Source organism: Kineosporiaceae bacterium SCSIO 59966, assembly GCA_020881835.1.
Classification (GTDB): Bacteria; Actinomycetota; Actinomycetes; order Actinomycetales; family SCSIO-59966; genus SCSIO-59966.
In genome coordinates, this window is the sequence record CP052876.1 from 2,439,397 (window position 1) to 2,461,593 (window position 22,197).

21 protein-coding genes and 2 pseudogenes are annotated in these 22,197 nt (G+C 71.9%); 11 read left to right on the forward strand and 12 right to left on the reverse strand.

Annotated features, from left to right (window positions below):
- Window positions 1–325 precede the first annotated feature (325 nt).
- From HJG43_11410 to HJG43_11435, 6 genes and pseudogenes are all read right to left on the reverse strand, one after another.
- Window positions 326–1,510 carry a DUF839 domain-containing protein gene (locus HJG43_11410; GenBank protein UER55922.1) on the reverse strand — a complete coding sequence of 395 codons (1,185 nt, stop codon included), beginning with the start codon at window positions 1,508–1,510 and terminating at the stop codon, window positions 326–328.
- A gap of 254 nt (window positions 1,511–1,764) precedes the next feature.
- Window positions 1,765–2,082, reverse strand: coding sequence for a type II toxin-antitoxin system RelE/ParE family toxin (locus HJG43_11415; protein ID UER55046.1), 318 nt, complete (start codon window positions 2,080–2,082; stop codon window positions 1,765–1,767).
- Complete coding sequence (locus HJG43_11420) at window positions 2,079–2,321, reverse strand: addiction module protein (protein UER55047.1); 243 nt, start codon at window positions 2,319–2,321, stop codon at window positions 2,079–2,081. Before HJG43_11420 ends, HJG43_11415 begins: the two co-directional genes overlap by 4 nt.
- 132 nt (window positions 2,322–2,453) lie before the next feature.
- Window positions 2,454–3,031: pseudogene (locus HJG43_11425) on the reverse strand (nucleotidyltransferase domain-containing protein).
- Window positions 3,032–3,156: 125 nt separating this feature from the next.
- Entirely contained in the window at window positions 3,157–4,236 is a 1,080-nt protein-coding gene (gene ychF, locus HJG43_11430; protein ID UER55048.1) for a redox-regulated ATPase YchF, read from the reverse strand.
- 30 nt (window positions 4,237–4,266) lie between these two features.
- Window positions 4,267–5,385, reverse strand: a complete 1,119-nt coding sequence (locus HJG43_11435) for a 4-hydroxy-3-methylbut-2-enyl diphosphate reductase (GenBank protein ID UER55923.1) — start codon at window positions 5,383–5,385, stop codon at window positions 4,267–4,269.
- On the opposite strand from HJG43_11435, the pseudogene HJG43_11440 reads away from it, so the two are divergent.
- Together HJG43_11440 and HJG43_11445 are read left to right on the forward strand one after the other, a co-directional pair.
- A pseudogene (locus tag HJG43_11440) lies at window positions 5,297–6,532 on the forward strand (exodeoxyribonuclease VII large subunit). The gene HJG43_11435 and the pseudogene HJG43_11440 overlap by 89 nt on opposite strands.
- Before the next feature lie 10 nt (window positions 6,533–6,542).
- Complete coding sequence (locus HJG43_11445; protein UER55049.1) at window positions 6,543–6,830, forward strand: exodeoxyribonuclease VII small subunit; 288 nt, start codon at window positions 6,543–6,545, stop codon at window positions 6,828–6,830.
- Window positions 6,831–6,834: 4 nt separating this feature from the next.
- Here HJG43_11445 and HJG43_11450 read toward each other — a convergent pair whose 3' ends face one another.
- On the reverse strand, window positions 6,835–7,422 hold the full coding sequence (locus HJG43_11450) for a DUF4245 domain-containing protein (protein ID UER55050.1): 588 nt from the start codon (window positions 7,420–7,422) through the stop codon (window positions 6,835–6,837).
- Between the two features lie 83 nt (window positions 7,423–7,505).
- On the opposite strand from HJG43_11450, the gene glpX reads away from it, so the two are divergent.
- Window positions 7,506–8,537: a class II fructose-bisphosphatase gene (gene glpX, locus HJG43_11455; protein UER55051.1), complete on the forward strand. Its 1,032-nt coding sequence runs from the start codon at window positions 7,506–7,508 to the stop codon at window positions 8,535–8,537.
- A gap of 1 nt (window position 8,538) precedes the next feature.
- A complete protein-coding gene (locus tag HJG43_11460) occupies window positions 8,539–9,447 on the forward strand; it encodes a carbohydrate kinase (protein UER55052.1) in 909 nt (302 codons plus the stop codon).
- Window positions 9,448–9,476: 29 nt separating this feature from the next.
- On the opposite strand, the gene ugpC is transcribed toward HJG43_11460, so the two are convergent.
- The 4 genes from ugpC to HJG43_11480 all read right to left on the reverse strand — a co-directional run bounded on the left by ugpC (window position 9,477) and on the right by HJG43_11480 (window position 13,921).
- Window positions 9,477–10,766, reverse strand: coding sequence for a sn-glycerol-3-phosphate ABC transporter ATP-binding protein UgpC (gene ugpC / locus HJG43_11465; protein UER55053.1), 1,290 nt, complete (start codon window positions 10,764–10,766; stop codon window positions 9,477–9,479).
- 45 nt (window positions 10,767–10,811) lie between these two features.
- Entirely contained in the window at window positions 10,812–11,660 is an 849-nt protein-coding gene (locus tag HJG43_11470; protein UER55054.1) for a carbohydrate ABC transporter permease, read from the reverse strand.
- Entirely contained in the window at window positions 11,661–12,506 is an 846-nt protein-coding gene (locus HJG43_11475; GenBank protein UER55924.1) for a sugar ABC transporter permease, read from the reverse strand.
- Between the two features lie 110 nt (window positions 12,507–12,616).
- Window positions 12,617–13,921, reverse strand: coding sequence for an extracellular solute-binding protein (locus HJG43_11480; protein ID UER55055.1), 1,305 nt, complete (start codon window positions 13,919–13,921; stop codon window positions 12,617–12,619).
- Window positions 13,922–14,052: 131 nt separating this feature from the next.
- On the opposite strand from HJG43_11480, the gene HJG43_11485 reads away from it, so the two are divergent.
- The 3 genes from HJG43_11485 to HJG43_11495 are packed head-to-tail and all read left to right on the forward strand — an operon-like array spanning window position 14,053 to window position 17,412.
- Window positions 14,053–16,089, forward strand: coding sequence for an alpha-amylase (locus HJG43_11485; GenBank protein UER55925.1), 2,037 nt, complete (start codon window positions 14,053–14,055; stop codon window positions 16,087–16,089).
- Window positions 16,089–16,706, forward strand: coding sequence for a carbonic anhydrase (locus HJG43_11490; protein ID UER55926.1), 618 nt, complete (start codon window positions 16,089–16,091; stop codon window positions 16,704–16,706). The genes HJG43_11485 and HJG43_11490 overlap by 1 nt, the downstream gene beginning before the upstream one ends.
- Window positions 16,690–17,412 carry a hypothetical protein gene (locus HJG43_11495; protein ID UER55056.1) on the forward strand — a complete coding sequence of 241 codons (723 nt, stop codon included), beginning with the start codon at window positions 16,690–16,692 and terminating at the stop codon, window positions 17,410–17,412. The genes HJG43_11490 and HJG43_11495 overlap by 17 nt, the downstream gene beginning before the upstream one ends.
- Here HJG43_11495 and HJG43_11500 read toward each other — a convergent pair.
- Entirely contained in the window at window positions 17,367–17,585 is a 219-nt protein-coding gene (locus tag HJG43_11500; GenBank protein ID UER55057.1) for a hypothetical protein, read from the reverse strand. The two genes, HJG43_11495 and HJG43_11500, sit on opposite strands and share 46 nt — an antisense overlap.
- A gap of 188 nt (window positions 17,586–17,773) precedes the next feature.
- On the opposite strand from HJG43_11500, the gene HJG43_11505 reads away from it, so the two are divergent.
- The 4 genes from HJG43_11505 (at window position 17,774) to HJG43_11520 (ending at window position 22,140) form a co-directional block, all read left to right on the forward strand.
- Complete coding sequence (locus tag HJG43_11505) at window positions 17,774–18,400, forward strand: IS607 family transposase (protein ID UER55058.1); 627 nt, start codon at window positions 17,774–17,776, stop codon at window positions 18,398–18,400.
- Window positions 18,397–19,788: a transposase gene (locus tag HJG43_11510; GenBank protein ID UER55059.1), complete on the forward strand. Its 1,392-nt coding sequence runs from the start codon at window positions 18,397–18,399 to the stop codon at window positions 19,786–19,788. Before HJG43_11505 ends, HJG43_11510 begins: the two co-directional genes overlap by 4 nt.
- Complete coding sequence (locus HJG43_11515) at window positions 19,785–21,293, forward strand: class II fumarate hydratase (GenBank protein ID UER55060.1); 1,509 nt, start codon at window positions 19,785–19,787, stop codon at window positions 21,291–21,293. Before HJG43_11510 ends, HJG43_11515 begins: the two co-directional genes overlap by 4 nt.
- A gap of 457 nt (window positions 21,294–21,750) precedes the next feature.
- Window positions 21,751–22,140 carry a hypothetical protein gene (locus tag HJG43_11520; GenBank protein ID UER55061.1) on the forward strand — a complete coding sequence of 130 codons (390 nt, stop codon included), beginning with the start codon at window positions 21,751–21,753 and terminating at the stop codon, window positions 22,138–22,140.
- Window positions 22,141–22,197 lie beyond the last annotated feature (57 nt).

The following is a 22,197-nucleotide window of genomic DNA, read 5'->3' on the forward strand; positions in this document are numbered from 1 at the left end:
GATCTCCTCGGTGCGGTCGAGGGCGCGCGTTCGAGCGCCGTCGTGCTGTGGGACGGGCCTAAACGAACACCATCCGGACGCAAGCGGCAAGGACCGGCGAGGGGGTGTTACCGAGATGAGACCGACCCGAGACGCGTCCGCGAGTCGAGACGGCGCAGCTGGCCGCTGCGGCTCGCACCCCACGTCATGCCCGCACGACGTGGCCGCGCCGGCCCCCCACCCCACGTCACGCCCGCACGACGTGGCCGCGGCGGCCCCCCACCCCACGTCACGCCCGCACGACGTGGGGGAAGGGCCGCCGCGGCGGGCCTTCGGGTCGACTCGATCAGCGGCAGGTGATCGCCCAGGTGCCGTCGGCCTCGGGCTTGGCGGGGTGCTGGACGTTGACGTAGAGCGTCCGCGGGTCCTTGCCGAAGTAGATCCCGGTGCCCTCGGCTCCCGGGTCCTTCAGCGAGGCGAACGGCTCGACGTCGTCGGCGACGCCGCTCGTGCTCTTGTCGTGCTTGCTCGCCACCCAGATGTCGCTGGGGACGTTGTCCTCGACGATGAACAGCTGACCGTTGGTGCTGCTGGCCAGGTTGTCCGGGCCGTTGAAGCCGGTGGTCGCCGTCGCGCGGTCCTCGACCGGCACGTTCACTCCGGCTCCCACGAAAGTGGTGAGCACCTCGGTCTTGAGGTCGATCGCGACGACCCGGTCCTCGGTGGTGTTGGCGACGTAGAGGGTGTTGCCGATGAGCTCGACGTCCTCCGAGCGGCCGAAGCCGGTGGCGTTCACGTCGTCCGCGGCCTGCTCGGCGTCGACCACGACGGTCTCCATGTCCAGCGGCACCCACTCGTACGGTCCGACGCGGTCGGCGAGGACCGCCGTGTCCTGGTCGTACTCCTGGTCCTCGGGTGCGAGATCGGTCAGCCGGAGGGCGTAGAGCTGGCCGTCGGACAGGTCGCCGCGAGTGGTCGGCACGAAGCGGTAGATCGAACCGCCGTTGAGCTCGTCGATGACGTACACGGTGCCCTGCTCGTCGACGCCGATGCCCTCGTGCCGCATGATGCCGACCTCAGGGCGCTCCTCGACGCGGAGGACCTGCGAGGGGTCCTTGGGGTCGAGGAACGCCTCGAACAGCCGGCCACCGGCCGTCTCCTCGGCGAACAGCAGGGTGCCCCAGGGGGTCCACCGCAGCCCGTCCAGCCGGCGGTAGCCCTCGTCCTGGACGATGACCTTGGCCTCACCGGTCCGCAGGTCCACCACCGACAGCGAGCCGTTGCTGCCGACCTCGTGCGTGCGGTACAGGTAGCGCCCGGCGTGCTTGCCGGTCTCGTTGAGCGTGTTCATGTCGGTGAGGTCGTCGACCCCTGGATAGATGTCCAGAACGGTCTCGTCGGCGACCAGCCGCTGGGTGCAGGTGTCCGGGACGACGAACGGCTCGGTCCATGCGTCGGTCTGCTGGGCGTAGGCGGAGCCGGCGATCGGTTCGACGTCGAACGGGCCGTTCGCGGCGGCCGGAGCGGCCATGCCGAGCAGTGCGACGCCGGCGACACCGGCGGCGAGGGTGGGCTTGAACACGGTTCCTCCACGGAGGTCGAGCGGTGGATGAGCAGGACGGTCCGGACGCTAGGAGGCCGTGGTGAACCGCTGGACAACCACGCGTGGCGACTGCGCTGGCTCCGGTCGACGAATCGGCAGCACCACCACGTCGAGCCCGCCGCGGCCTTGCCCGACCACCTCACCGGGCAGTGACAAGAGGATCGCTGCGATGCATCGGTGCGTCAGGGGGTGGTTCGATCTCGCCAGTAGCCGGGTCGCCGTTTGACGTGAGCCACGGCCACGATTGTCAGCACGTCGTGATCAACGATGTACACGACCCGGTAGGGAAAGCCGGTCACGCCCTTCGACCGCACCACCGGCTCACGCCGCCAACCAGGCCACGTCGCCGACGCCGCGGGGTCATCCGCGGCGACGTCGATGGCAGCACGGACCGCTTCCGCAAAGCGGCCACCTACGCCAGCCTCACGGGCGTCGTACCACTCGACATCAGCCATGAACTCGGCCCGGGCTTCCGGGTGGAAGCTGAAGGCGAGGGTCATGCGTCGTGCGCGACCTGACGTGCCGCAATGTCGGCGAACACCTGCTCACCGGGAATGGCCGCGACCTTGGCGCTCACGATGTCGTCCACGCGAGACGAGAGTTCGTTCGTCCACGCCTCCTCGATCGAGTCGTCATCGACGACCTCGACCGACTCGAGTAGCCGGAGGGCAATGTCCTTGCGCACCGAGGGAGGTAGGGCAAGGCCCGCCTCGTAGAACTCCGATGCGCTCAGCGGCATGCCCTCAAACTACTCCAGCCGTGACGCTGGCGCAGGAACCAGACCGCGCAGACGATCCGCGGGCACAGTGTGGTGGCGGCGTGCCTCCACGGAGGCCGAGCACTGTCGCCTGCTGACACCGGGCGAGCGGAGTCAGCGCCACGGCAGCTCCCCCATCACGGGGACCGCCGGGCCGCTGCGCACGTTGTCCAGGAAGCCGGAGGGCGCGGCGAACTCCTCAGAGGTGAGGATCGCCGGGTGCACGGGACGGTGCACAGCGGCCTCGACCCGGGTGCACGCCTCGTAGACCGCGTCCACGTCTGGCTCACCGAGCACCATGACGTCGACGTCGTGCGGTGCCGGACCGGCATCCCCGAGCGTCCGCGCAGCGGAGGAGCCGTAGAGGAACGCCGACTCGATCCCGTCGATGCGGCCGAGCTCGTCGGCGAGCATCACTACCGGGCCCGTCGCGACCGTGAGGATCTCGCGCAAGGGGCCCACCATCGGGCTCTCGTCGTTGGCCCGGATGAGCCTCGCGCGGCCCACCTGGCGCTCGCTCAGGATGCCGGCAGCCACCAGGTGCGCGACCTCGCGGTGCACGGTCGGGTAGGCGGCCCGCTTGGCCAGATCGGTGACGCTCAGCTCGTCGCCGGGAGCAACAATGTGGACAGCAGTCGCGCCTGACCGTCCGACCGGGAGATCGGAGCGAGGAGCGGCGCCTCAGTTCTCATATACCCGAGATGATCCTCCACTAAATAGATAGTCAACGGCCATTCCGGCTCAGCACCAGAAGATGAGGTCGCCGCTGGTTCCGATGTGGTCGCGGAGCACCTGGACAGCTGCGCAACGCGCCGGCTCAGACGTTGAAGCGGAACTCCACGACGTCGCCGTCGGCCATGACGTAGTCCTTGCCCTCGATGCGCACCTTGCCGCGGGCCCGGGCCTCGGCCATCGACCCGGCCTCGACGAGGTCCTCGTAGGAGACCACCTCGGCCTTGATGAACCCGCGCTGGAAGTCGGTGTGGATCACCCCGGCCGCCTGGGGCGCCGTCCAGCCCCGCCGGATGGTCCAGGCGCGGGCCTCCTTGGGGCCGGCGGTGAGGTAGGTCTGCAGGCCGAGGGTGGCGAACCCGACCCGGGCCAGCTGGTCCAGCCCTGACTCCTCCTGGCCGGTGCTGGCGAGCAGCTCGGCGGCTTCCTGCGGCTCCAGCTCGGTGAGCTCTGCCTCGAGCTTCGCGTCGAGGAAGATCGCCTCGGCGGGTGCGACGAGCGCCTGCAGCCGCTCGCGCAGCGCCTGGTCGGCCAGGCCCTCCTGGTCGACGTTGAAGACGTAGATGAACGGCTTCGTGGTCAGCAGGGACAGCTCGCGCAGCGGCTCGAGGTCGAGCTCGGCGGACGCGGCGGCGAGGGTCCGGCCCTCCTCGAGCACGCGCTGGGCGGCGAGCGCCGCGTCGAGCACCGCCCGGTCGGTCCGCTTGCCCTTGACCTCCTTCTCCAGCCGCGGCAGCGCCTTCTCCAGGGTCTGCAGATCGGCGAGGACGAGCTCGGTGTTGATGGTCTCGATGTCCGACCGGGGGTCGACGCGGCCCTCGACGTGGACGACGTCCGGGTCCTCGAACGCCCGGATCACCTGGCAGACGGCGTCGGCCTCGCGGATGTTCGCCAGGAACTTGTTGCCGAGCCCCTCCCCCTCGCTCGCGCCGCGGACGATCCCGGCGATGTCGACGAACGACACCGTCGCCGGCAGGACGCGGGCGCTGCCGAAGATCTCGGCGAGCCGGTCGAGCCGGGGGTCGGGCAGCGGGACGACGCCGACGTTCGGCTCGATCGTCGCGAACGGGTAGTTCGCGGCGAGCACCGAGTTGCGGGTGAGCGCGTTGAACAGGGTGGACTTGCCGACGTTGGGCAGGCCGACGATGCCGATGGTGAGAGCCACGGGACGCAGAGCCTACGTGCCCACGGGCGGCTACCGGCCCGCGGTCCGGGCCGGTCGCAGCTCGCGCGGCAGCGAGAACAGCAGGTCCTCCTCGGCGGTGCGCACCTCGTGGACGTCGCCGAAGCCGCGGGCGGCGAGCCAGTCCAGGACGTCGCGGACGAGGATCTCCGGCACCGACGCCCCGGAGGTCACCCCGACGGTGCTGACCCCCTCCAGCCAGGCGTCCTGGAGCTCCGCGGCCCGGTCCACGCGCCGGGCGGCTCGGGCCCCGTGGTCGAGGGCGACCTCGACCAGACGCACCGAGTTCGAGGAGTTCGCCGAGCCGACGACGATGACGAGGTCCGCCTCGGGCGCGATCTTCTTGACGGCGACCTGGCGGTTCTGGGTCGCGTAGCAGATGTCGTCGCTCGGGGGGTCCTGCAGCGCCGGGAACCGCTCGCGCAACCGCCGCACGGTCTCCATCGTCTCGTCGACGCTCAACGTCGTCTGGGACAGCCACACCACCCGCTCGGGGTCGCGGACCGTGACCTTGTCGACGTCGTCCGGGCCGTCGACGAGCTGGACGTGCTCGGGCGCCTCCCCCGCGGTGCCCTCCACCTCCTCGTGCCCCTGGTGGCCGATGAGCAGGATGTCGACGTCGTCCCGGGCGAACCGGACCGCCTCCCGGTGCACCTTCGTCACCAACGGGCAGGTGGCGTCGATCGTGCGCAGCCCGCGCGCCTCGGCCTGCGCGTGGACGGCCGGAGACACGCCGTGCGCGGAGAAGATCACCAGAGCCCCCTCGGGCACCTGGTCGGTCTCCTCGACGAACACCGCCCCGCGTTCCCTGAGCGTCTGCACGACGTACTTGTTGTGGACGATCTCCTTGCGGACGTACACCGGGGCGCCGTGCAGCTCCAGGGCCTTCTCGACCGCGACGACGGCGCGGTCCACGCCGGCGCAGTAGCCGCGGGGGGCCGCGAGCAGCACCCGTCGCGTGGTTCCGTCGCTCGAGGCAGTCACCCACCCATCGTAGGTTGACCCGGTGAGCACCGCTCCCCGCCCCGACGCGCCCCGCCGGGTCCCCGCCACCGCCGCCCAGACCTCGGCGGAGCACCCGTGGCCGGTCCGGCTGCTGACGGCGAAGATGACCGAGTACGTCAACCGGATGCCGCCGGTGTGGGTCGAGGGGCAGGTCGTGCAGCTCACTCGTCGTCCCGGTGCGGGCACCTGCTACCTGACCCTGCGGGACACCGACGTCGACATGTCCCTGCCGGTGACCGCGGGCACCCGGCTGCTCGACGCCCTGCCGGTGCAGCTGGAGCCGGGCGCCCGGGTCGTGGTGCGGGCCAAGCCGGAGTTCTGGCCGAAGCGGGGCGTGCTGCAGCTGACCGCCGGGGAGATCCGCCCCGTGGGGGTCGGTGAGCTGCTCGCCCGCATCGAGTACCTCAAGCGGGTGCTGGCCGCCGAAGGTCTCCTCGACCCCGCCCGCCGCCGGCCGCTGCCGTTCCTGCCCCGGGCCGTCGGGCTGGTCTGCGGCCGCGCCAGCGCCGCCGAGCGGGACGTGGTGGTCACGGCCAGGCGCCGCTGGCCGGGGGTGCGGTTCGAGGTCCGGCAGGTCGTCGTCCAGGGCCCGGACGCCGTCCCGCAGGTGACCGCGGCGCTCGCCGAGCTCGACGCGCTGCCCGAGGTCGACGTCATCGTGCTCGCCCGGGGCGGCGGCTCCCTGGAGGACCTGCTGCCGTTCAGCAACGAGACCCTGGTCCGGGCGGTGTCCGCTTGCCGCACCCCCGTGGTCAGCGCGATCGGCCACGAGGTGGACTCCCCGCTGGTCGACCTCGTCGCCGACGTGCGCGCCTCCACCCCCACGGACGCCGGCCGCCGGGTGGTCCCCGCGGTCGCCGAGGAGCTGGCCGGGCTGGCGCACACCCGCGACCGGCTGCGCCAGGCCGTGCGCCACCGGCTGGACGTCGAGGGCGACCGGCTCACCGCGCTGCGCAGCCGCCCGGCCCTCGCCGACCCCTACCGGGGGGTCACCGAGCGCGCCGAGCAGGTCCGCGCGGGGCGGGAGCGGGCCCGCCGGGCGCTGTCGGTCCGGCTCGACCGGGCCGGCGACGAGGTGCGGCACCTGGCGGGGGCCGTGCGGACGCTGTCGCCGGCGTCGACGCTGCAGCGCGGCTACGCGGTGGTGCAGCGCGCCGACGGGCACGTCGTCCGCTCCCCGGCCGAGGTCTCCCCCGGGGACCGGCTGCGGGTCCGGCTGGCAGAGGGCGAGATCGGCGCCCAGGTCACCGAGCCGGCCGGAGAGGCGTCCTAGGGTGGTCGCCGTGAGCGAACGCACCGGCACCGGGGACGCCGCGGACGACGTCGCCGACCTCGGCTACGAGCAGGCCCGCGACGAGCTGGTCGAGGTGGTCCGTCGCCTAGAGGCCGGCGGCGGCACGCTCGAGGAGTCGCTGGCGCTGTGGGAGCGCGGCGAGGCGCTGGCGGCCCGGTGCGAGCAGTGGCTGGACGGCGCCCGGCGGCGGCTCGACGCGGCCATCGCCGCTGGGGACGCGGACGACACTGTGGAGGACGACACCGTGGCCGGTGACGGCGCCCCGCGAGAGGACTGACCGCTCAGCCGACCAGTCCGGCGAGCAGGACCAGCTCGTCCATCGTCGCGGTCCCGGTGACCACCGTCGTGCGCTGCCCGTCCTCCAGCACGAGGCTGCGCCGGCGGCCGTCCTCGGACAGCCGCTCGCTCCACGTCCGACCTGTGACCACCTGGGTGCCGACCTCGGTACCGCGGGCGGTCGTCGCCTCCAGCCACTGGGGCGTCGCCGCGTCGGTGACCTCCAGGCCCGCGTACTCCCCGGAGCCGGTGACGTAGCCGACGTGGAACGTCGGCACCTCGGCCGGGCCACGCTCCCGGTAGCGGGCGTCGTTGGGCCGCCAGTCCTCGGGCACCGCGGGGACCGCGACGTCGAGGCCGGCGGTCCGGGCGACCTCGACCGCGCCCGCGACGTCCACCGGCTGGCGCAGCGGCTCGGCCGGCCGGGGCAGCAGCAGGACGAGCGCCGCCACGGCGACGCCGACGACGGCCAGGGACCGGAGCATGTCGGCGACGGTCTGCCGGCCCCGCCGCGGCGGGGCTGCCGTACCCGTCGTGGGCTGGCCCGTCGTGGGCTGGCCCGTCGTGGCCTGACCCGTCGGCGACTCGTTCACCCCGGCATGGTGCCACCGCCGCCGATAGCATCGCCACGGACCCGACACCGAGCCGACCTGGTACCGAGCCGAGGAGTCAGCGCATGCCCGAGACCGTCGTCCCCGCCGAGCCGGCCGTCGACCCGCGGGTGCCGGACCGCAACCTCGGCCTGGAGCTCGTCCGGGTGACCGAGGCGGCCGCGATGGCCGCCGGCCGCTGGGTCGGGCGGGGCGACAAGAACGGCGCGGACGGCGCGGCGGTCGAGGCGATGCGGGCCCTCATCGCCACCGTCGAGATGCGGGGCACGGTGGTCATCGGCGAGGGCGAGAAGGACGACGCCCCGATGCTGTTCAACGGTGAGCAGGTCGGCGACGGCACCGGGCCGGAGTGCGACGTCGCGGTCGACCCGATCGACGGGACCCGGCTCGCCGCGATGGGGATGAACAACGCGCTGTCGGTCCTGGCGGTCTCCGAACGCGGCTCGATGTTCGACCCGAGCGCGGTCTTCTACATGGAGAAGCTCGCCACCGGACCGGAGGGCGCCGAGGTCGTCGACATCCGCCTGCCGGTAGGGGAGAACATCCGCCGGCTCGCCAAGGCCAAGGGCGGCAGCGCGGACGACGTGACGGTCGTCATGCTCGACCGGCCCCGCCACGAGCAGCTCGCCCGCGAGGTCCGGGACGCCGGCGCCCGGATCGAGTTCATCACCGACGGGGACGTGGCGGGGGCGATCATGGCCGCCCGGGAGGGGACCGGCGTCGATCTCATGCTCGGGATCGGCGGCACCCCCGAGGGGATCATCGCCGCCTGCGCGCTCAAGTGCATGGGCGGGGTGATCCAGGGCCGGCTCTGGCCGCGGGACGACGCCGAGCGGCGCAAGGCCCTGGACGCCGGCCACGACCTCGACCGGGTCCTGCTCACCGACGACCTCGTCCGCGGCGACAACTGCTACTTCGTCGGCACCGGCATCACCGACGGCAACCTGCTCAAGGGCGTGCGCTACCGGCGCGGCACGATCACCACCCAGTCGATCGTCATGCGCTCCAAGTCCGGGACGACCCGGCTCGTCGAGGCCGAGCACCAGGTGCGCAAGCTGGCGGCCTTCTCCTCGGTGGACTTCGGCGGGTGGCGCTGAGGTGGGCGACGCCCTCGTGGTCGGGGAGGCGCTCGTCGACGTCGTCACCCGGCCCGACGGGACGCTCACCGAGCACCCCGGCGGCAGTCCCGCGAACGTCGCCCTCGGCCTGGCCCGGCTCGGCCGCCCCACGCACCTGCTGACCCGGCTCGGGGACGACGACCGGGGCCGGCTGGTCCGCGAGCACCTGACCCGCTCCGGGGTCCATGTGGTCGAGGGCTCCGTCACGGCCGCGCCGACGTCGGTCGCCCGGGCGGTCCTGGACGCCGACGGCGTGGCGACGTACACCTTCGACCTGCAGTGGTCGCTGCCGCGCGTCCCGCTGCCGCCGGACCCGCTCGTCGTGCACACCGGGTCGGTGGCCGCGGTGCTCCAGCCGGGTGCCGCCACCGTGGAGCGGATCGTGCTGGGAGCCCGGCACCACGCCACGGTCAGCTACGACCCGAACCTGCGCCCGGACCTCATGGGCGCGCCGGTCGCCGTCCGGCCCCAGGTCGAGGCCATGGTCGCCGCCTCGGACGTCGTCAAGCTCAGCGAGGAGGACGCCCTCTGGCTGGCGCCGGGGACCCGACCGGAGCATCTCGTCGAGCAGTGGCTCGGCACGGGGCCGGCGCTCGTCGTGCTGACTCGCGGCGCCGCGGGCGCGATCGCGGTCTGCCGGGACGGCGTGGTGGACGTGCCGAGCCCGGCGGTCGACGTGGCGGACACCGTCGGCGCCGGGGACTCCTTCACCGCCGGGCTGCTCGACGCGCTGTGGACGGCGGGACTGCTCGGCGGGGACCGGCGGGAGAACCTGACGGCGATCGGCTGCCAGCGGCTGCGCGAGGCCGTCGAGCACGCCGCGAGGGTGGCCGCCGTGACGGTGTCCCGTCCCGGCGCGGACCCGCCGCGCCGGGAAGAGGTCGCCTGACGGGACCGGCCGGGCAACCGCACCCGCCCTCAGGCGCTCTGCCGCTCGCCGCCCCCGTTCTTCTCCTCGGCCCGCCGCTCGGCCTCCCGTGCCCGCTCCAGCGCCTCCGTGCGGGCCCGTTCGTTCTCCTCGTTGATCCGAGCCGCCTCCTGCTCGTCCCGGGTCAGGTTCTCGCCGGTCTCCGGGTCGAACAGGTGCATCCGGCGAGCGTCGAACCACAGGCGGGCGCGCTCGCCCTCGCGGACCCGGCTCATCCCGTCGAGGGAGACGACGAGCTGGGTGCGCATCCCCTCGCCGTCGAGCTCACGGTCGAGCTCCTCGAGCTTGTCCTGCACCTGCGGGTCCGGCTCGAACGGCAGGTAGGCGTACAGCGAGTCCCCGAGCCACTCGGTGACGTCGACGTCCGCCTCGAAGACGACACCCCGGCTCTGCTTGTCCTCGTCCAGGACGCTGGCGTCCTCGAAGTGCTCGGGACGGACCCCGACGATGACGAGGTCGCGTCCACCGACGCGCTCGGCGACGTCCGGCGCGAGCTCGACGTCGACGAACGGCAGGTGCAGGGTTCGCCCCTCCACCCGCCCGGGCATGAAGTTCATCGGCGGGGACCCGATGAACCCGGCGACGAAGAGGTTCACCGGCTGCTCGTACAGCTCCCGCGGACTGGCGACCTGCTGCAGGACCCCGGCTCGCAGCACGGCCACCCGGTCGCCGAGCGTCATCGCCTCGGTCTGGTCGTGGGTGACGTAGACGGTCGTGGTCCCCAGCCGGCGCTGCATCCGGGCGATCTCGGTGCGCATTTGCCCACGCAGCTTGGCGTCGAGGTTCGACAGCGGCTCGTCGAACAGGAACGCGTCGGCGTCCCGCACGATGGCCCGGCCCATCGCGACCCGCTGGCGCTGGCCGCCGGAGAGGTTGGCCGGCTTGCGGTCGAGGTGCTCGTTGAGCTCGAGCAGGTCGGCGGCGCGCTGCACCTTGGCCCGGATCTCCTCCTCGCTGTGCTTGCCCCTGGCCAGTCGGAGCGGGAAGGCGATGTTCTCGAAGACGGTCAGGTGCGGGTACAGCGCGTAGTTCTGGAACACCATCGACAGGTTCCGCTCGCGCGGCGCCTTCTCGTTGACGCGCTTGCCGTCGATGAGCAGCTCGCCGTCGCTGATGTCCTCCAGGCCGACGATCATCCGCAGCAGGGTGGACTTCCCGCAGCCGGACGGGCCGACGAGGATCATGAACTCGCCGTCGGCGATGTCGAGGTTGACGTCCTTCACGGCCTTGAAGCCGTCGCCGTAGACCTTCTCGATGTGCTTGAGCTCGATCGCTGCCATGGTCCGCTTCTCCTTGTCCGAGGGTGTCGCCCGGGGCGTCGGGCGTCAGCCCTTGACCGCACCGTTGGTCAGGCCGGCGACGATGCGCCGCTGGAAGATGAGGACGAGCACGACCACGGGGATCGTGACGATCACCGCCGCGGCCGAGATCGCGCCGGTCGGTTCCTCGAACTGGGACGCCCCGGTGAACAGCGCCAGCGCGGCGGGCACCGGCCGGGATGCCTCGGTCGAGGTGAGCGAGATGCCGTAGACGAAGTCGTTCCAGGCGATGAAGAAGGCGATGATCGCGGTGGTGAACACGCCGGGCGCCGCGAGCGGGACGATGACCTTGCGGAAGGCCTGCCACGAGGTGGCGCCGTCCACCTGGGCCGCCTGCTCCATCTCCCAGGGGATCTCCCGGAAGAACGCCGACAGCGTCCAGATCGAGATCGGCAGGGTCAGCGACATGTACGGGATGATCAGACCCGGCCAGGTGTCGTAGAGCCCGATCGTCCGCCACACGTTGAACAGCGGGGTCACGATCGAGATCACCGGGAAGATGGCGACCGCCAGGGCGGTGGTGAGGATCACCTTCTTGCCGGGGAAGTCGAGCCGCGCGATCGCGTACGCCGCGAACATCGCCAGGACCACCGCGATGAGCGTGGCGATGAGCGAGATCCCGATCGAGTTGCGCAGGGCCGGCAGGAAGAGGTCGGACGCCGACCCGCTGAGGATGAGCTCGTAGTTCTCCGTCGTCGGGTCGGGCGGCAGAAACGTCTGCGAGGACAGGTCCGCGCCGCGCTTGAGGCTCAGCGAGACGATCCAGGCGACGGGGACGAGCGCGTAGGCGACGATCAGCAGACCGACCACCCACCAGAGGACCTTCTCCCTCGTGGAGTAGTTCTGCGAGTCCATCTACTTCTCCCCCCTCGCCTGGGACAGGTCCACTTTGAAGATCTTGATGAAGCCCAGCGCGATGGCCACCACCGAGAGGAACAGCAGCACCGAGTAGGCCGAGCCCAGCCCGATCTCCAGCCGGGAGATGGTCTGCCGGTACGCGCCGAACGAGAGCGTCTCGGTGCCAGCCGCACCGCCGGTCATGATGAAGACGTTGTCGAAGATGCGGAACGCGTCCAGGGTGCGGAACAGCAGGGCGACCATGATGGCTGCCTTCATGTTCGGGATGGTCACCTTCCACATCCGCTGCCACCACGTCGCGCCGTCGACCTTGGCCGCCTCCTGCAGGTCCTCCGGGACCTGGGCCAGGCCGGAGAGGATGAGCAGGGAGATGAACGGCGTGGTCTTCCAGATCTCCGACATCATGATCACCGAGACCGCGGTGGGGAAGCTGGCGAACCAGTCGGTGCCCTCCAGGCCGAAGGTCGGGTTGACGAAGCCGCTGGTGATGTCGAACGCGAAGAACCACGCGAACGCGGAGACCACGGTGATGATCGCGTACGGGATGAGGATGGCGGTGCGCAGCACCGGCCGGATCGTGCGCAGCGCCTTCATCATGACCAGCGCGAGCGCGAAACCGAGAACCAGCTCGACGAGCACGGTCACCACCGTGATGAGCACGGTCACCCCGAACGCGTTCCACCACACCGGGTCGGTGAGGATGACCGCGTAGTTGTTGAGGCCGACGAACCGCCGGGACTCCGGGTCGGTGAGCCGGTAGGCGAACAGCGAGTCGTACGTCGCCTGCAGGATCGGGTAGGCGGTGACGGCGAGCATGACGACGAACGCCGGGCCGGCGAGCATCCAGCCCAGCCGGCGCTCGCCGCGAGCACGGTCGGAGCGCAGCCTGCGCACCGTCCGGTCGGCCTGCTCGCTCTCGGCCTCGCCGTGCGGCGGCTGCTTGGCCAGTGTGCTCACAGCAGCGCCTCCCCTCTCAGGACGTCGGTGATGAGCTCCTCGGAGCGCTCCGGGGTGGTCTGCGGGTCCACCGACGACGGCGGCTGCCACGTGCGCTGGATCCCGACGGAGATCTCGTTGTAGTACGGCGTCTGCGGCCGCGGGGCGGCGTTCTCCAGCGACTCGCGGATGGTCTCGGCCATCGGGTACTGCTCGACGACCTCCGGGTCGTCGTAGACGGAGGCCTTGGCGGGCGGGTTGCCGTCGGACAGGAAGTACTGCTTCTGGTGCTCCGCCTGGACGATGCAGCGACCCGCCTCGAACGCCAGGTCGACGTTCTCGCTCAGCGCGCTCACCCCGATGTTGATGCCGCCGTAGGGGGGACGCGACTCCTCCCCCTCCACCGCGCGCGGGTACAGGGCCCAGCCGTAGTCCTCGAACTCGGAGCGCTCCAGGTTGCCGGCCTCCACGTACCCGGCCGCCCGCTGGTAGACGAACGGCCAGTTGACCATGAACCCGGCGTCCTCGCTCTCGAACATCGAGGCGTTGATGTCCTCGTTCGCGGTGGCGAGCTGCGGGCCGCCGACACCGGAGTCGGCGATGTCCTCGATGATCTCGGCGGCTCGGCGTCCGGCCTCCGAGGCGATCCCGAGCTCGTACTCGGTGGCCTCGGCCTCGGGGTTCTCCAGGATCTGCCCGCCGGCTGACTCGATGAGGGCGTTGACCCACACCGTCATCGACTCCGCCCGGGTGCCCTGGACGGCGACCGTCGTCCCGGTCTGCTCCGCGGCGTCCACGACCTGCTCCCAGGTGACCGGCTGCTCCATGTCCAGCCCGGCCTCCTCGGCGACCGACTGGCGGTACCACAGCAGCTGCGTGTTCGCCCAGAACGGCAGGGTGACGAGCTCGTCCTTCCAGGTGGCGCCCGCCAGGGCGCCCTCGACGACGTCCTCGGTCACCTCGTCGGCGACGTCCGGGGGGACGTCGGCGAGGTAGCCGGCGGCGGCGAACTCCGGGATGAACGGCGGGTCCAGGCTCATCAGGTCGACGGAGGTGTCGTTGCCGGCCAGGCGCCGGACGAGCTGCTCGCGCTGACCGGGGGCGTCCCGCGGCAGCCGCTGCAGCTCGATCTGGTACGCCCCGCCGGACTCCTCGGTGCACTGCTCGGCGATCCGCTCCTGCCCGCCGGCGTCCGGGTTGACGTACCAGGTGAGCGTCGGGGGACCGCCCGCCTCACCACCGCACGCCGTGAGGGTGAGCAGGGCACCGACGGCGACCGCGGCCGCCCCCGCCCCGCTGCGTCCCGAAGGTCGTCGTGCCACGAGTCCCCTCCTCGCCAGCCGTCGGCCACCCGGCGTCGTCGCCGGCGTGTGTCCCGGTCCTACCGCCCTCGGCGTCCGTGCGCCACCCGGACGCCGGTAGCGTCCCACCGGTGAACGACCCGAGCCCCCCGCTGGAGCGGGCGCTGGTGGCGCTTCGCGACAGCGCCTCGGACCTGCCGGAGCACGTGGTCGAGCAGCTCGTCGACCGCTGGCACCGGTGGGGTTCGGACGTCCTCGACGGCCTCGCCGACGTCTACCCGGACGCCGAGGACCTCACCGTGCGGGTAGCCGCCCGGGTCGGGGCCGCCGCGGCCGCCCGACGGCCGGCGCTGCGTCACCGGGACGCCGAGCGGCTGCTGCGCCCTGACTGGTTCCAGCAGCCGGACGTCGTCGGCTACGTCGCCTACGCCGACCGGTTCGCCGGCACCCTGCGCGGGGTCGCCGACCGGATCGGCTACCTGCGCGAGCTCGGGGTCGGCTACCTGCACCTCATGCCGCTGCTGGCGACGCGCACGGACGTCGACCCGTCCGCCGAGGGCGGTGACGACGGCGGCTACGCGGTCGCCGACTACCGGCGGGTGCGCCCGCACCTGGGGACGGTGCAGGACCTGGCCGACCTCGCGGACCGGCTCCACGAGGCCGGCGTCTCGCTGACGGTCGACCTCGTCCTCAACCACGTCGCTCGCGAGCACGAGTGGGCGGTCGGCGCCCGCGCAGGCGACGAACGGCTGAGCCGGTTCTTCCACGTGTTCGCCGACCGGACGATGCCGGCCGCCTATGAGCGGACCCTGCCGGAGGTGTTCCCCGACTTCGCCCCCGGCTCCTTCACCCACGACCCTGATCTCCTCGGCGGCCGCGGCGGCTGGGTGTGGACGACGTTCAACTCCTTCCAGTGGGACCTCAACTGGGCCAACCCCGAGGTGCTGCTGGAGATGCTGGGAGTCGTGCTGGACCTGGCGAACCTTGGCGTCGACGTCCTGCGCCTGGACGCGGTCGCCTTCATCTGGAAGCGGATGGGCACCGACTGCCAGGGGCAGCCGGAGGTCCACGCGATCGTCCAGGCGCTACGGGCGGCGACCCGGGTGGCGGCCCCGAGCGTCGTGTTCAAGGCCGAGGCGATCGTGGCTCCGGACCGGCTCACCGCCTACCTGGGCACCGGTCGGCGCGCCGGCCGGGTGAGCGACCTCGCCTACCACAACTCGTTCATGGTCCAGCTGTGGTCGGCCCTCGCCACGGGACGGGCCGACCTGGCCCGGCAGTCGTTGACGGGACGGCCGCCCAAGCCGGTCGGGACCGCGTGGGCCACCTACGTCCGGTGCCACGACGACATCGGCTGGGCGGTGGACGACGCGGACGCCGCCGCGGTGGGACTGTCCGGCTGGGCGCACCGGTCGTTCCTGTCCGCGTTCTACTCCGGCCGGTACCCCGGCTCCTTCGCCCGCGGGCTGGTCTTCCAGCACAACCCGGCCACCGGCGACGCGCGGATCAGCGGGTCCGCGGCCGCCCTCGCCGGGCTGGCGGCGGCGCTCGAGCACGACAGCGCCGAGGAGGTCGACCTGGCCCTCGGCCGGCTGTTCCTGCTGCACGCCGCGGTCTACGGCTTCGGCGGCGTCCCGCTGCTCTACAGCGGTGACGAGCTCGCGCACCTCGGCGACCCGCACTGGGCGGCCGAGCCCGGCCACGCGGCGGACAACCGGTGGGTGCACCGGCCGCAGATGGACTGGGCGCTCGCCGAGCAGCGGCACGACCCCGCCACGGTCCCGGGCCGGGTGTTCGCCGGGCTGCGGCACCTCGCCGCGGTCCGCGCCGGTCTGCCGTCGCTGCACGCGGCCGTCGAGTCGGTACCGCTGGACGTCGGCAACGACGCCGTGCTGGCCCTGCTGCGACGGCACGCTGCCGGGACCCTCGTCCAGCTCTACAACGTCAGCTCCGCCTGGCAGCGGGTGCCTGCCGGACGGGTCCGCGCCGCCGGGCTCCAGCGGCTGTGGGAGCACGTCTCGGGGTTCGCCCCGCACACCGAGCCGGGCGCCTCCGGCGACGAACTGGCGCTGCCGCCGTACGCGGCGTGGTGGCTCGGTGAGCGTGACGAGGAACGCCCCCCGGGCGGCCGCGCCGCGGGCCGCCGAGGGGTGGCCGGCGCTCGAGTACGGCAGGATGCGGTGCCGTGATCGCGCCCCGGACACCCACCGAGGCCTGGCGGGCCCTCGAGGAGGGCAACGCCAGGTTCGTCCACGGCGAACCGGCCCACCCCCGGCAGGACGCGTCGCGACGGGCCGAGCTCGTCGACGGCCAGCGGCCCTGGGCGCTCGTGCTGGGCTGCTCGGACTCCCGCGTTGCCGCCGAGACCGTCTTCGACCAGGGCCTGGGTGACCTGTTCGTCGTCCGCACGGCCGGGCACGTGCTCGACAGCGGCGTCCTGGGGTCCGTCGAGTTCGGCGTCGACGTGCTCGGCATCCCGCTCGTCGTCGTCCTCGGCCACGACGGCTGCGGGGCGGTGGCGGCGACCGTCGAGGCGGTCGAGTCCGGTGTCCTGCCCGGCGGCTACGTCCGGGACGTCGTCGAACGCGTGCTGCCGTCGGTGCTGACCGGCCGGCGCGGCGGCGCCACCGACCTGCACGGCCTGGTCGCCGAGCACGTCCGGCACACCGCCCGGCTCCTCGCGGAGCGGTCCGTGGTGCTCTCCGACGCCCTGGAGGCGAGGCGCTGCGCGGTCATCGGCCTCACCTACGCCCTGGCCGACGGACGGACCCGGCTCGTCGACGGCGTCGGTGACCTCACCGACTGACCAGCCGGCCGCGCCGGTGGAGCTGGCCCGCGCCGACGGCGTCCTCGGCGAGCTCGTCCTGCGCCGTCGCCGGATCGACGGGCGGGCCGCCGTCGAGCTGGTGAGCAACGGCGTCCTGCTGATGGACTCCGCCGACACCTCCACCGAGCGGCGCCTCGCGGCCGAGGTGCTCGCCCGGGTCGACGCGCCGGCCCCGCACCTGCTCGTCGGTGGGCTAGGGCTGGGGTACACCGTCGCCGCCGCCCTCGCCGATCCCCGACCGGTGCGGGTCACCGTCGTGGAGGTCGAGCCGGACGTCGTGCGCTGGGTGGGCGCCGGACTCGTCCCCGACCACCCGGACCTGCTCGCCCACCCGCGTGTCGACGTCCTCGTCGGTGACGTCGCCGACGTCCTCGGCCAGGTGCCCCCCGGGTCCCTGGACGCCGTCCTGCTGGACGTCGACAACGGCCCGCACTTCCTCGTGCACCCGGGCAACGCGCGGGTCTACGGCAGCGGGGTGCTCGAGGTGGCCCGGGCGGCGCTGCGCCCGGGCGGGCTGCTCGCCGTGTGGTCGGGCCACGAGGCACCCGACCTGGCCGACCGGCTGGTGCGCGTCTGCGGGCGCTGCGACGTCGAACGGCTCACGGTGCGACGGTCCGGGCGCGACCTGGAGTACCTGCTCTACCTCGGCGGGACGCCGAGAAGCCGCGGCACGCGGCGCCGGTAGGCCTCGTACTCGGCGCCGAAGCGCTCGAGCAGCGCCTGCTCCTCCTTGCCGGCCTTGACGTGCAGCACGACCGCGAGCGACGTCCAGGCGGCCAGCGGTCGCACCCCGCGCTGCAGCACGGCGACCCCGAGCCCGCCGACGAGCAGGCCCGCGTAGATCGGGTTGCGGCTCACTGCGTACGGGCCGCTGGTGAGCAGTCGGGCCTGCCTCGGCGGCGGCCGCGGCGGGCAGCCGCCAGCGCGGCCGGCCCGGCCAGGCGAGCACGGCCAGCGCGGTGAACTGGCTGGCGGCGAGGGGCTGTAGCAGTTCACGGAATAGTGAGTAATAGCGTGCGTACAGACGTTCTAGTGTGGACACTGGTGTGAATCTGACCGAGTGGGCACGCCAGCAGGGCATCCACCCGCAGACCGCCTACCGGTGGTTCCGCGAGGGGACGCTGCCGGTGCCCGCGGTGCGGATCAACTCCCGCTCGGTGCTCGTCTCACCGGACGCACCCGCCCAGGCCCCGAGCGCGTTCGGACTGTATGCGCGGGTGTCCTCGCACGATCAGTGGGATGACCTTGACCGGCAGGTCGCCCGCCTCACGTCCTGGGCCGCCGACACCGGCGGTCAGGTGGTGCGGGTTGAGGCCGAGGTGGGGTCCGGGATGAACGGTTCCCGTACCAAGGTTCGTCGGATGCTCGCGGACCCGAAGGTGACCGCCGTGGTGGTCGAGCACCGTGACCGGCTCGGGCGGATGAACACCGAACTCGTGGAGGCGGCGTTGTCGGCCCAGGGCCGCAGGCTGGTGGTGCTTGACGACGGGGAGGTCGATGACGATCTGGTGCGGGACATGGTGGAGGTGCTGACGTCGTTCTGCGCCCGCCTGTATGGCCGCCGGTCGGCGCGTAACCGAGCGTTGAAGGCCGTCGGCTGCGCCCAGCAGGACATCGGCCCCCAAGCCGTTCTCACCGGCGTCGGTGGCGGGAGGCAGGGTGAGCAGGCATGAGCAGGAACCGCTTCGAGATCCCCGCTGGCTGGACCGCGCAGGCGTTCTGCTTCACCCTCGACCTCACTGACGAGCAGGCCGCCCGTGTCCGACGTCAGTTCGGTGGTCGCAGGAAGGCCCGGAACTGGGCCGTGGCGACCTTGAAGGCCGACCTCACCGCCTATCGGGAGACCGGCGTCGAGACAGAGAAGCCGTCCCTGCCGGGTCTGCGGAAGCGGTGGAACCAGGTCAAGGACACCGAGTGCCGCGACGTTCAGACCGGAGAGGTCTGGTGGCCGGAGATCAGCAAGGAAGCCTTCGCCGACGGCATCAAGGCTGCTGTGGACGCCTACTGGAACTGGCAGACCTCCCGTGCAGGCGCGAGGGCCGGTCGCCGGGTCGGGTTCCCGAGGTTCGCGAAGAAGGGCCGCGACCGGGACCGGGTCACCTTCACCACCGGAGCCATCCGCGTCGAACCCGACCGCAGGCACGTCACCCTCCCCCGGATCGGAACTGTCCGGGTGCACGAGAACACCCGACGACTCGAACGACTCATCAGCAAGGGCCGTGCCCGGATTCTCGCGGCCACCGTGTCGCGCAAGGGTGCCCGACTGGTGGTCGCCTTCCGCGTCCTCGTTCAGCGCCCGATCCAGCCGAACGTGACCAGTCCCGGCTCGCGGGTGGGTGTCGATGTCGGCGTGCGTGTGCTCGCGACCGTCGCCACCTCCGAAGGCCGGGTCGTCGAGCGGATCGAGAACCCGCGTCCGTTGGAGTCGGCGTTGAAAGAGTTGCGGCACCTGGGCCGAGAACGTAGTCGCCGCACCATCGGGTCGCGCAGACATCGCGAGACCCAGCACCAGATCACCCGGTTGCAGCGCCGGGTCGCGGACATCCGCGCCCATCACATCCATGTCCTGACCACACGGCTTGCCAAGACCCACGGCGAGATCGTGGTCGAGGGACTGGATGCGGCGGGGATGCTCCGCCAGAAGGGCCTGTCCGGGGCACGAGCACGCAGGCGCGGCCTGTCGGACTCCGCCCTCGGCCAGGCCCGGCGCCAGCTGGCCTACAAGACTGGCTGGTACGGCTCAACGCTGGTGGTCGCCGACCGCTGGTACCCGTCCTCGAAGACCTGCCACGAGTGCCAGCACGTGCAGGACATCGGGTGGGCTGAGCACTGGCGATGCCACGGCTGCGGTGCCGCGCATCAGCGGGACGACAACGCAGCCATCAACCTCGCGCGCTACGAGGCATCTTCGGGTGATAGCGCCGTCGGCCCAGTCGGGGCCGCCGTCAAGCGTGGAGCCGACCGTAAGACCGGGCCTCGCCCGGCAGGTGGCCGTGAAGCGCGGAAGGGAAGCCGCCACACGGTGGCTGAACAACCCCGAGACGGGGTGCTGGTGGGATGAGCACTACTGCTCACTCACTGGCAACGGTACCGGGAGTCCACGGACCCCCCACCCTGGCACGCCGCCGGAGCACCGGCCACGATGAGCACATGACCAACGAGGCGACACCTGAGGCGCAGGAGTACCGGATCGAGCACGACACGATGGGCGAGGTGCGGGTGCCGGCATCGGCGCTGTACCGGGCGCAGACCCAGCGGGCGGTGGAGAACTTCCCGATCAGCGGCAGCCGGCTGGAGCGTGGGCTCATCGAGGCGCTGGCTCGGGTGAAGAAGGCGGCCGCACGAGCCAACGCCGAGCTCGGCGTCCTGGAGCCGGACCTGGCGGACGCCGTGGCGCAGGCCGCGGACGAGGTGGCCCGGGGCCTGCACGACGAGCACTTCCCCGTCGACGTGTTCCAGACCGGCTCGGGGACGTCGTCGAACATGAACGTCAACGAGGTCATCGCCACCCTGGCGAGCCGGCGGCTGGGCCGGGACGTCCACCCCAACGACCACGTGAACGCGTCGCAGTCGAGCAACGACACCTTCCCGACGTCGGTGCACGTGGCGGCCACGGCGGGCGTCGTCCGCGACCTCGTCCCGGCCCTGGAGCACCTCGCGAGCACGCTGCGCGCCAAGGCCGACGAGTTCAAGGACGTGGTCAAGTCCGGGCGCACCCACCTCATGGACGCCACCCCGGTCACGCTGGGCCAGGAGCTCGGTGGCTACGCCGCCGCGGTCGAGCACGGCATCGAGCGACTGCACGCGGCACTGCCGCGGGTCGCCGAGGTGCCGCTCGGCGGGACCGCGGTCGGCACCGGCATCAACACCCCCGCCGGCTTCCCCCAGCGGGTGATCGAGCTGCTGGCGCAGGAGACCGGCCTGCCGATCACCGAGGCCCGTGACCACTTCGAGGCCCAGGGCGCCCGGGACGGGCTGGTCGAGCTGTCCGGCGTCCTGCGGGTCATCGCCGTGAGCCTTACCAAGGTGTGCAACGACCTGCGTTGGATGGGCTCGGGGCCGAACACCGGGCTCGCCGAGCTGCGCATCCCGGACCTGCAGCCCGGCTCGTCGATCATGCCCGGCAAGGTGAACCCGGTGGTCCCCGAGGCGGTGCTCATGGTGTGCGCCCAGGTCGTCGGCAACGACGCCACCGTGGCCTGGGCCGGCGCCTCCGGGTCCTTCGAACTCAACGTCATGATCCCGGTGATGGCGCGCAACGTGCTGGAGTCGGTGCGGCTGCTGGCCAACGCCTCCCGCGTGCTCGCCGACCGCACCGTCGCCGGCCTGGAGGCGGACGTCGAGCGCTGCCGCCGCTACGCCGAGGCGTCGCCGTCCGTGGTCACTCCCCTGAACCGGATCATCGGCTACGAGGCCGCCGCCAAGATCGCCAAGCACGCGGTGGCCGCCGGGACGACGATCCGCGAGGCCGTGGCCGACCTCGGCTTCGTCGAGCGGGGTGAGATCACCGAAGAGCAGCTGGACGCCGCGCTCGACGTCCTGGCGATGACGCGGCCACCGCAGTAGCGGCTACCAGCCGTTGGCGGGAGCGGAGTCTGCGACGAAGCGTTGTCGTGATGCGGGTCACGGTGGTACGGTCCACAACCGAGATGCAAGGGTATCTCAACGACGGGGACGCTCGATATGTCAGACGCCAGCACCTTCTGCCCGGGATCTCATTCACAGAACTGCCGGCATGTAGCGAGAACCCATGGCGCATAAAATGACGTACGTACGCTCTGTCAGCGCTACGGTCCTGCTCGTGCTCGCAGTCCTAGTGAGCGCCTGCTCATCTGAAGGGGCTGAACAGGCTCCTCGTCCGTCGGGCCCGACGTCCAGTGGCTCTCTGACAGGTGACAACGGCGCCACAACAGGAGGTAGCGCTGCCACGACAGAGGGCCAGTCGCCGGACTTCGTGCGCTTCATCCAACCTGAGGAATGGCAGGAGGTCTCCATCGGCTGCCTCCGAGCCGAGGGATTTTCAGTGACCGCTCTGCCCGATGGCGGAATATCCTACGAGAACGTGCCCGAGAGCCAGGCGGAGGCCGTCACTGAGGCCACGGAGATCTGTCAACGCAAGTACCCCATCGATCCCAGGTTTGAACAGCCGCTGACCCAGGCGCAACGGGAGTACCTCTACGAGTTCTACCTGGAATCCATTTCGTGCCTCGAGCGGCTCGGTTTCTCGGATATCGTCGCACCATCCCGGGAGACATTTGTCGAAACGTACGGCGGCGAGGGGTCGTGGAGTCCCTTCCTCGAGGCGTACGAGCAGAACCAGGCCGGCGTGGGAGGCTCGTGGACACAGGTGGTGGAGACCTGCCCGCAGCAGCCAGCGACGGACGAGTTGTACGCAGCGGAACTGCTGGAATGAGAGGGCAGGCAGACTCCCGCGTTCACATGGAGGCGGCGGGCAGCCGTCGCCAGTCCG

Bases quoted from the DNA above. Each gene is read 5' to 3' on its own strand.
- HJG43_11410 (UER55922.1), bottom strand. From the start codon at position 1,510: ATGGCCGCTCCGGCCGCCGCGAACGGCCCGTTCGACGTCGAACCGATC.
- HJG43_11415 (UER55046.1), bottom strand. From the start codon at position 2,082: ATGACCCTCGCCTTCAGCTTCCACCCGGAAGCCCGGGCCGAGTTCATG.
- HJG43_11420 (UER55047.1), bottom strand. From the start codon at position 2,321: ATGCCGCTGAGCGCATCGGAGTTCTACGAGGCGGGCCTTGCCCTACCT.
- glpX (UER55051.1), top strand. From the start codon at position 7,506: ATGCCCGAGACCGTCGTCCCCGCCGAGCCGGCCGTCGACCCGCGGGTG.
- ugpC (UER55053.1), bottom strand. From the start codon at position 10,766: ATGGCAGCGATCGAGCTCAAGCACATCGAGAAGGTCTACGGCGACGGC.
- HJG43_11470 (UER55054.1), bottom strand. From the start codon at position 11,660: ATGGACTCGCAGAACTACTCCACGAGGGAGAAGGTCCTCTGGTGGGTG.
- HJG43_11475 (UER55924.1), bottom strand. From the start codon at position 12,506: ATGCTCGCCGGCCCGGCGTTCGTCGTCATGCTCGCCGTCACCGCCTAC.
- HJG43_11510 (UER55059.1), top strand. From the start codon at position 18,397: ATGAGCAGGAACCGCTTCGAGATCCCCGCTGGCTGGACCGCGCAGGCG.
- HJG43_11515 (UER55060.1), top strand. From the start codon at position 19,785: ATGAGCACTACTGCTCACTCACTGGCAACGGTACCGGGAGTCCACGGA.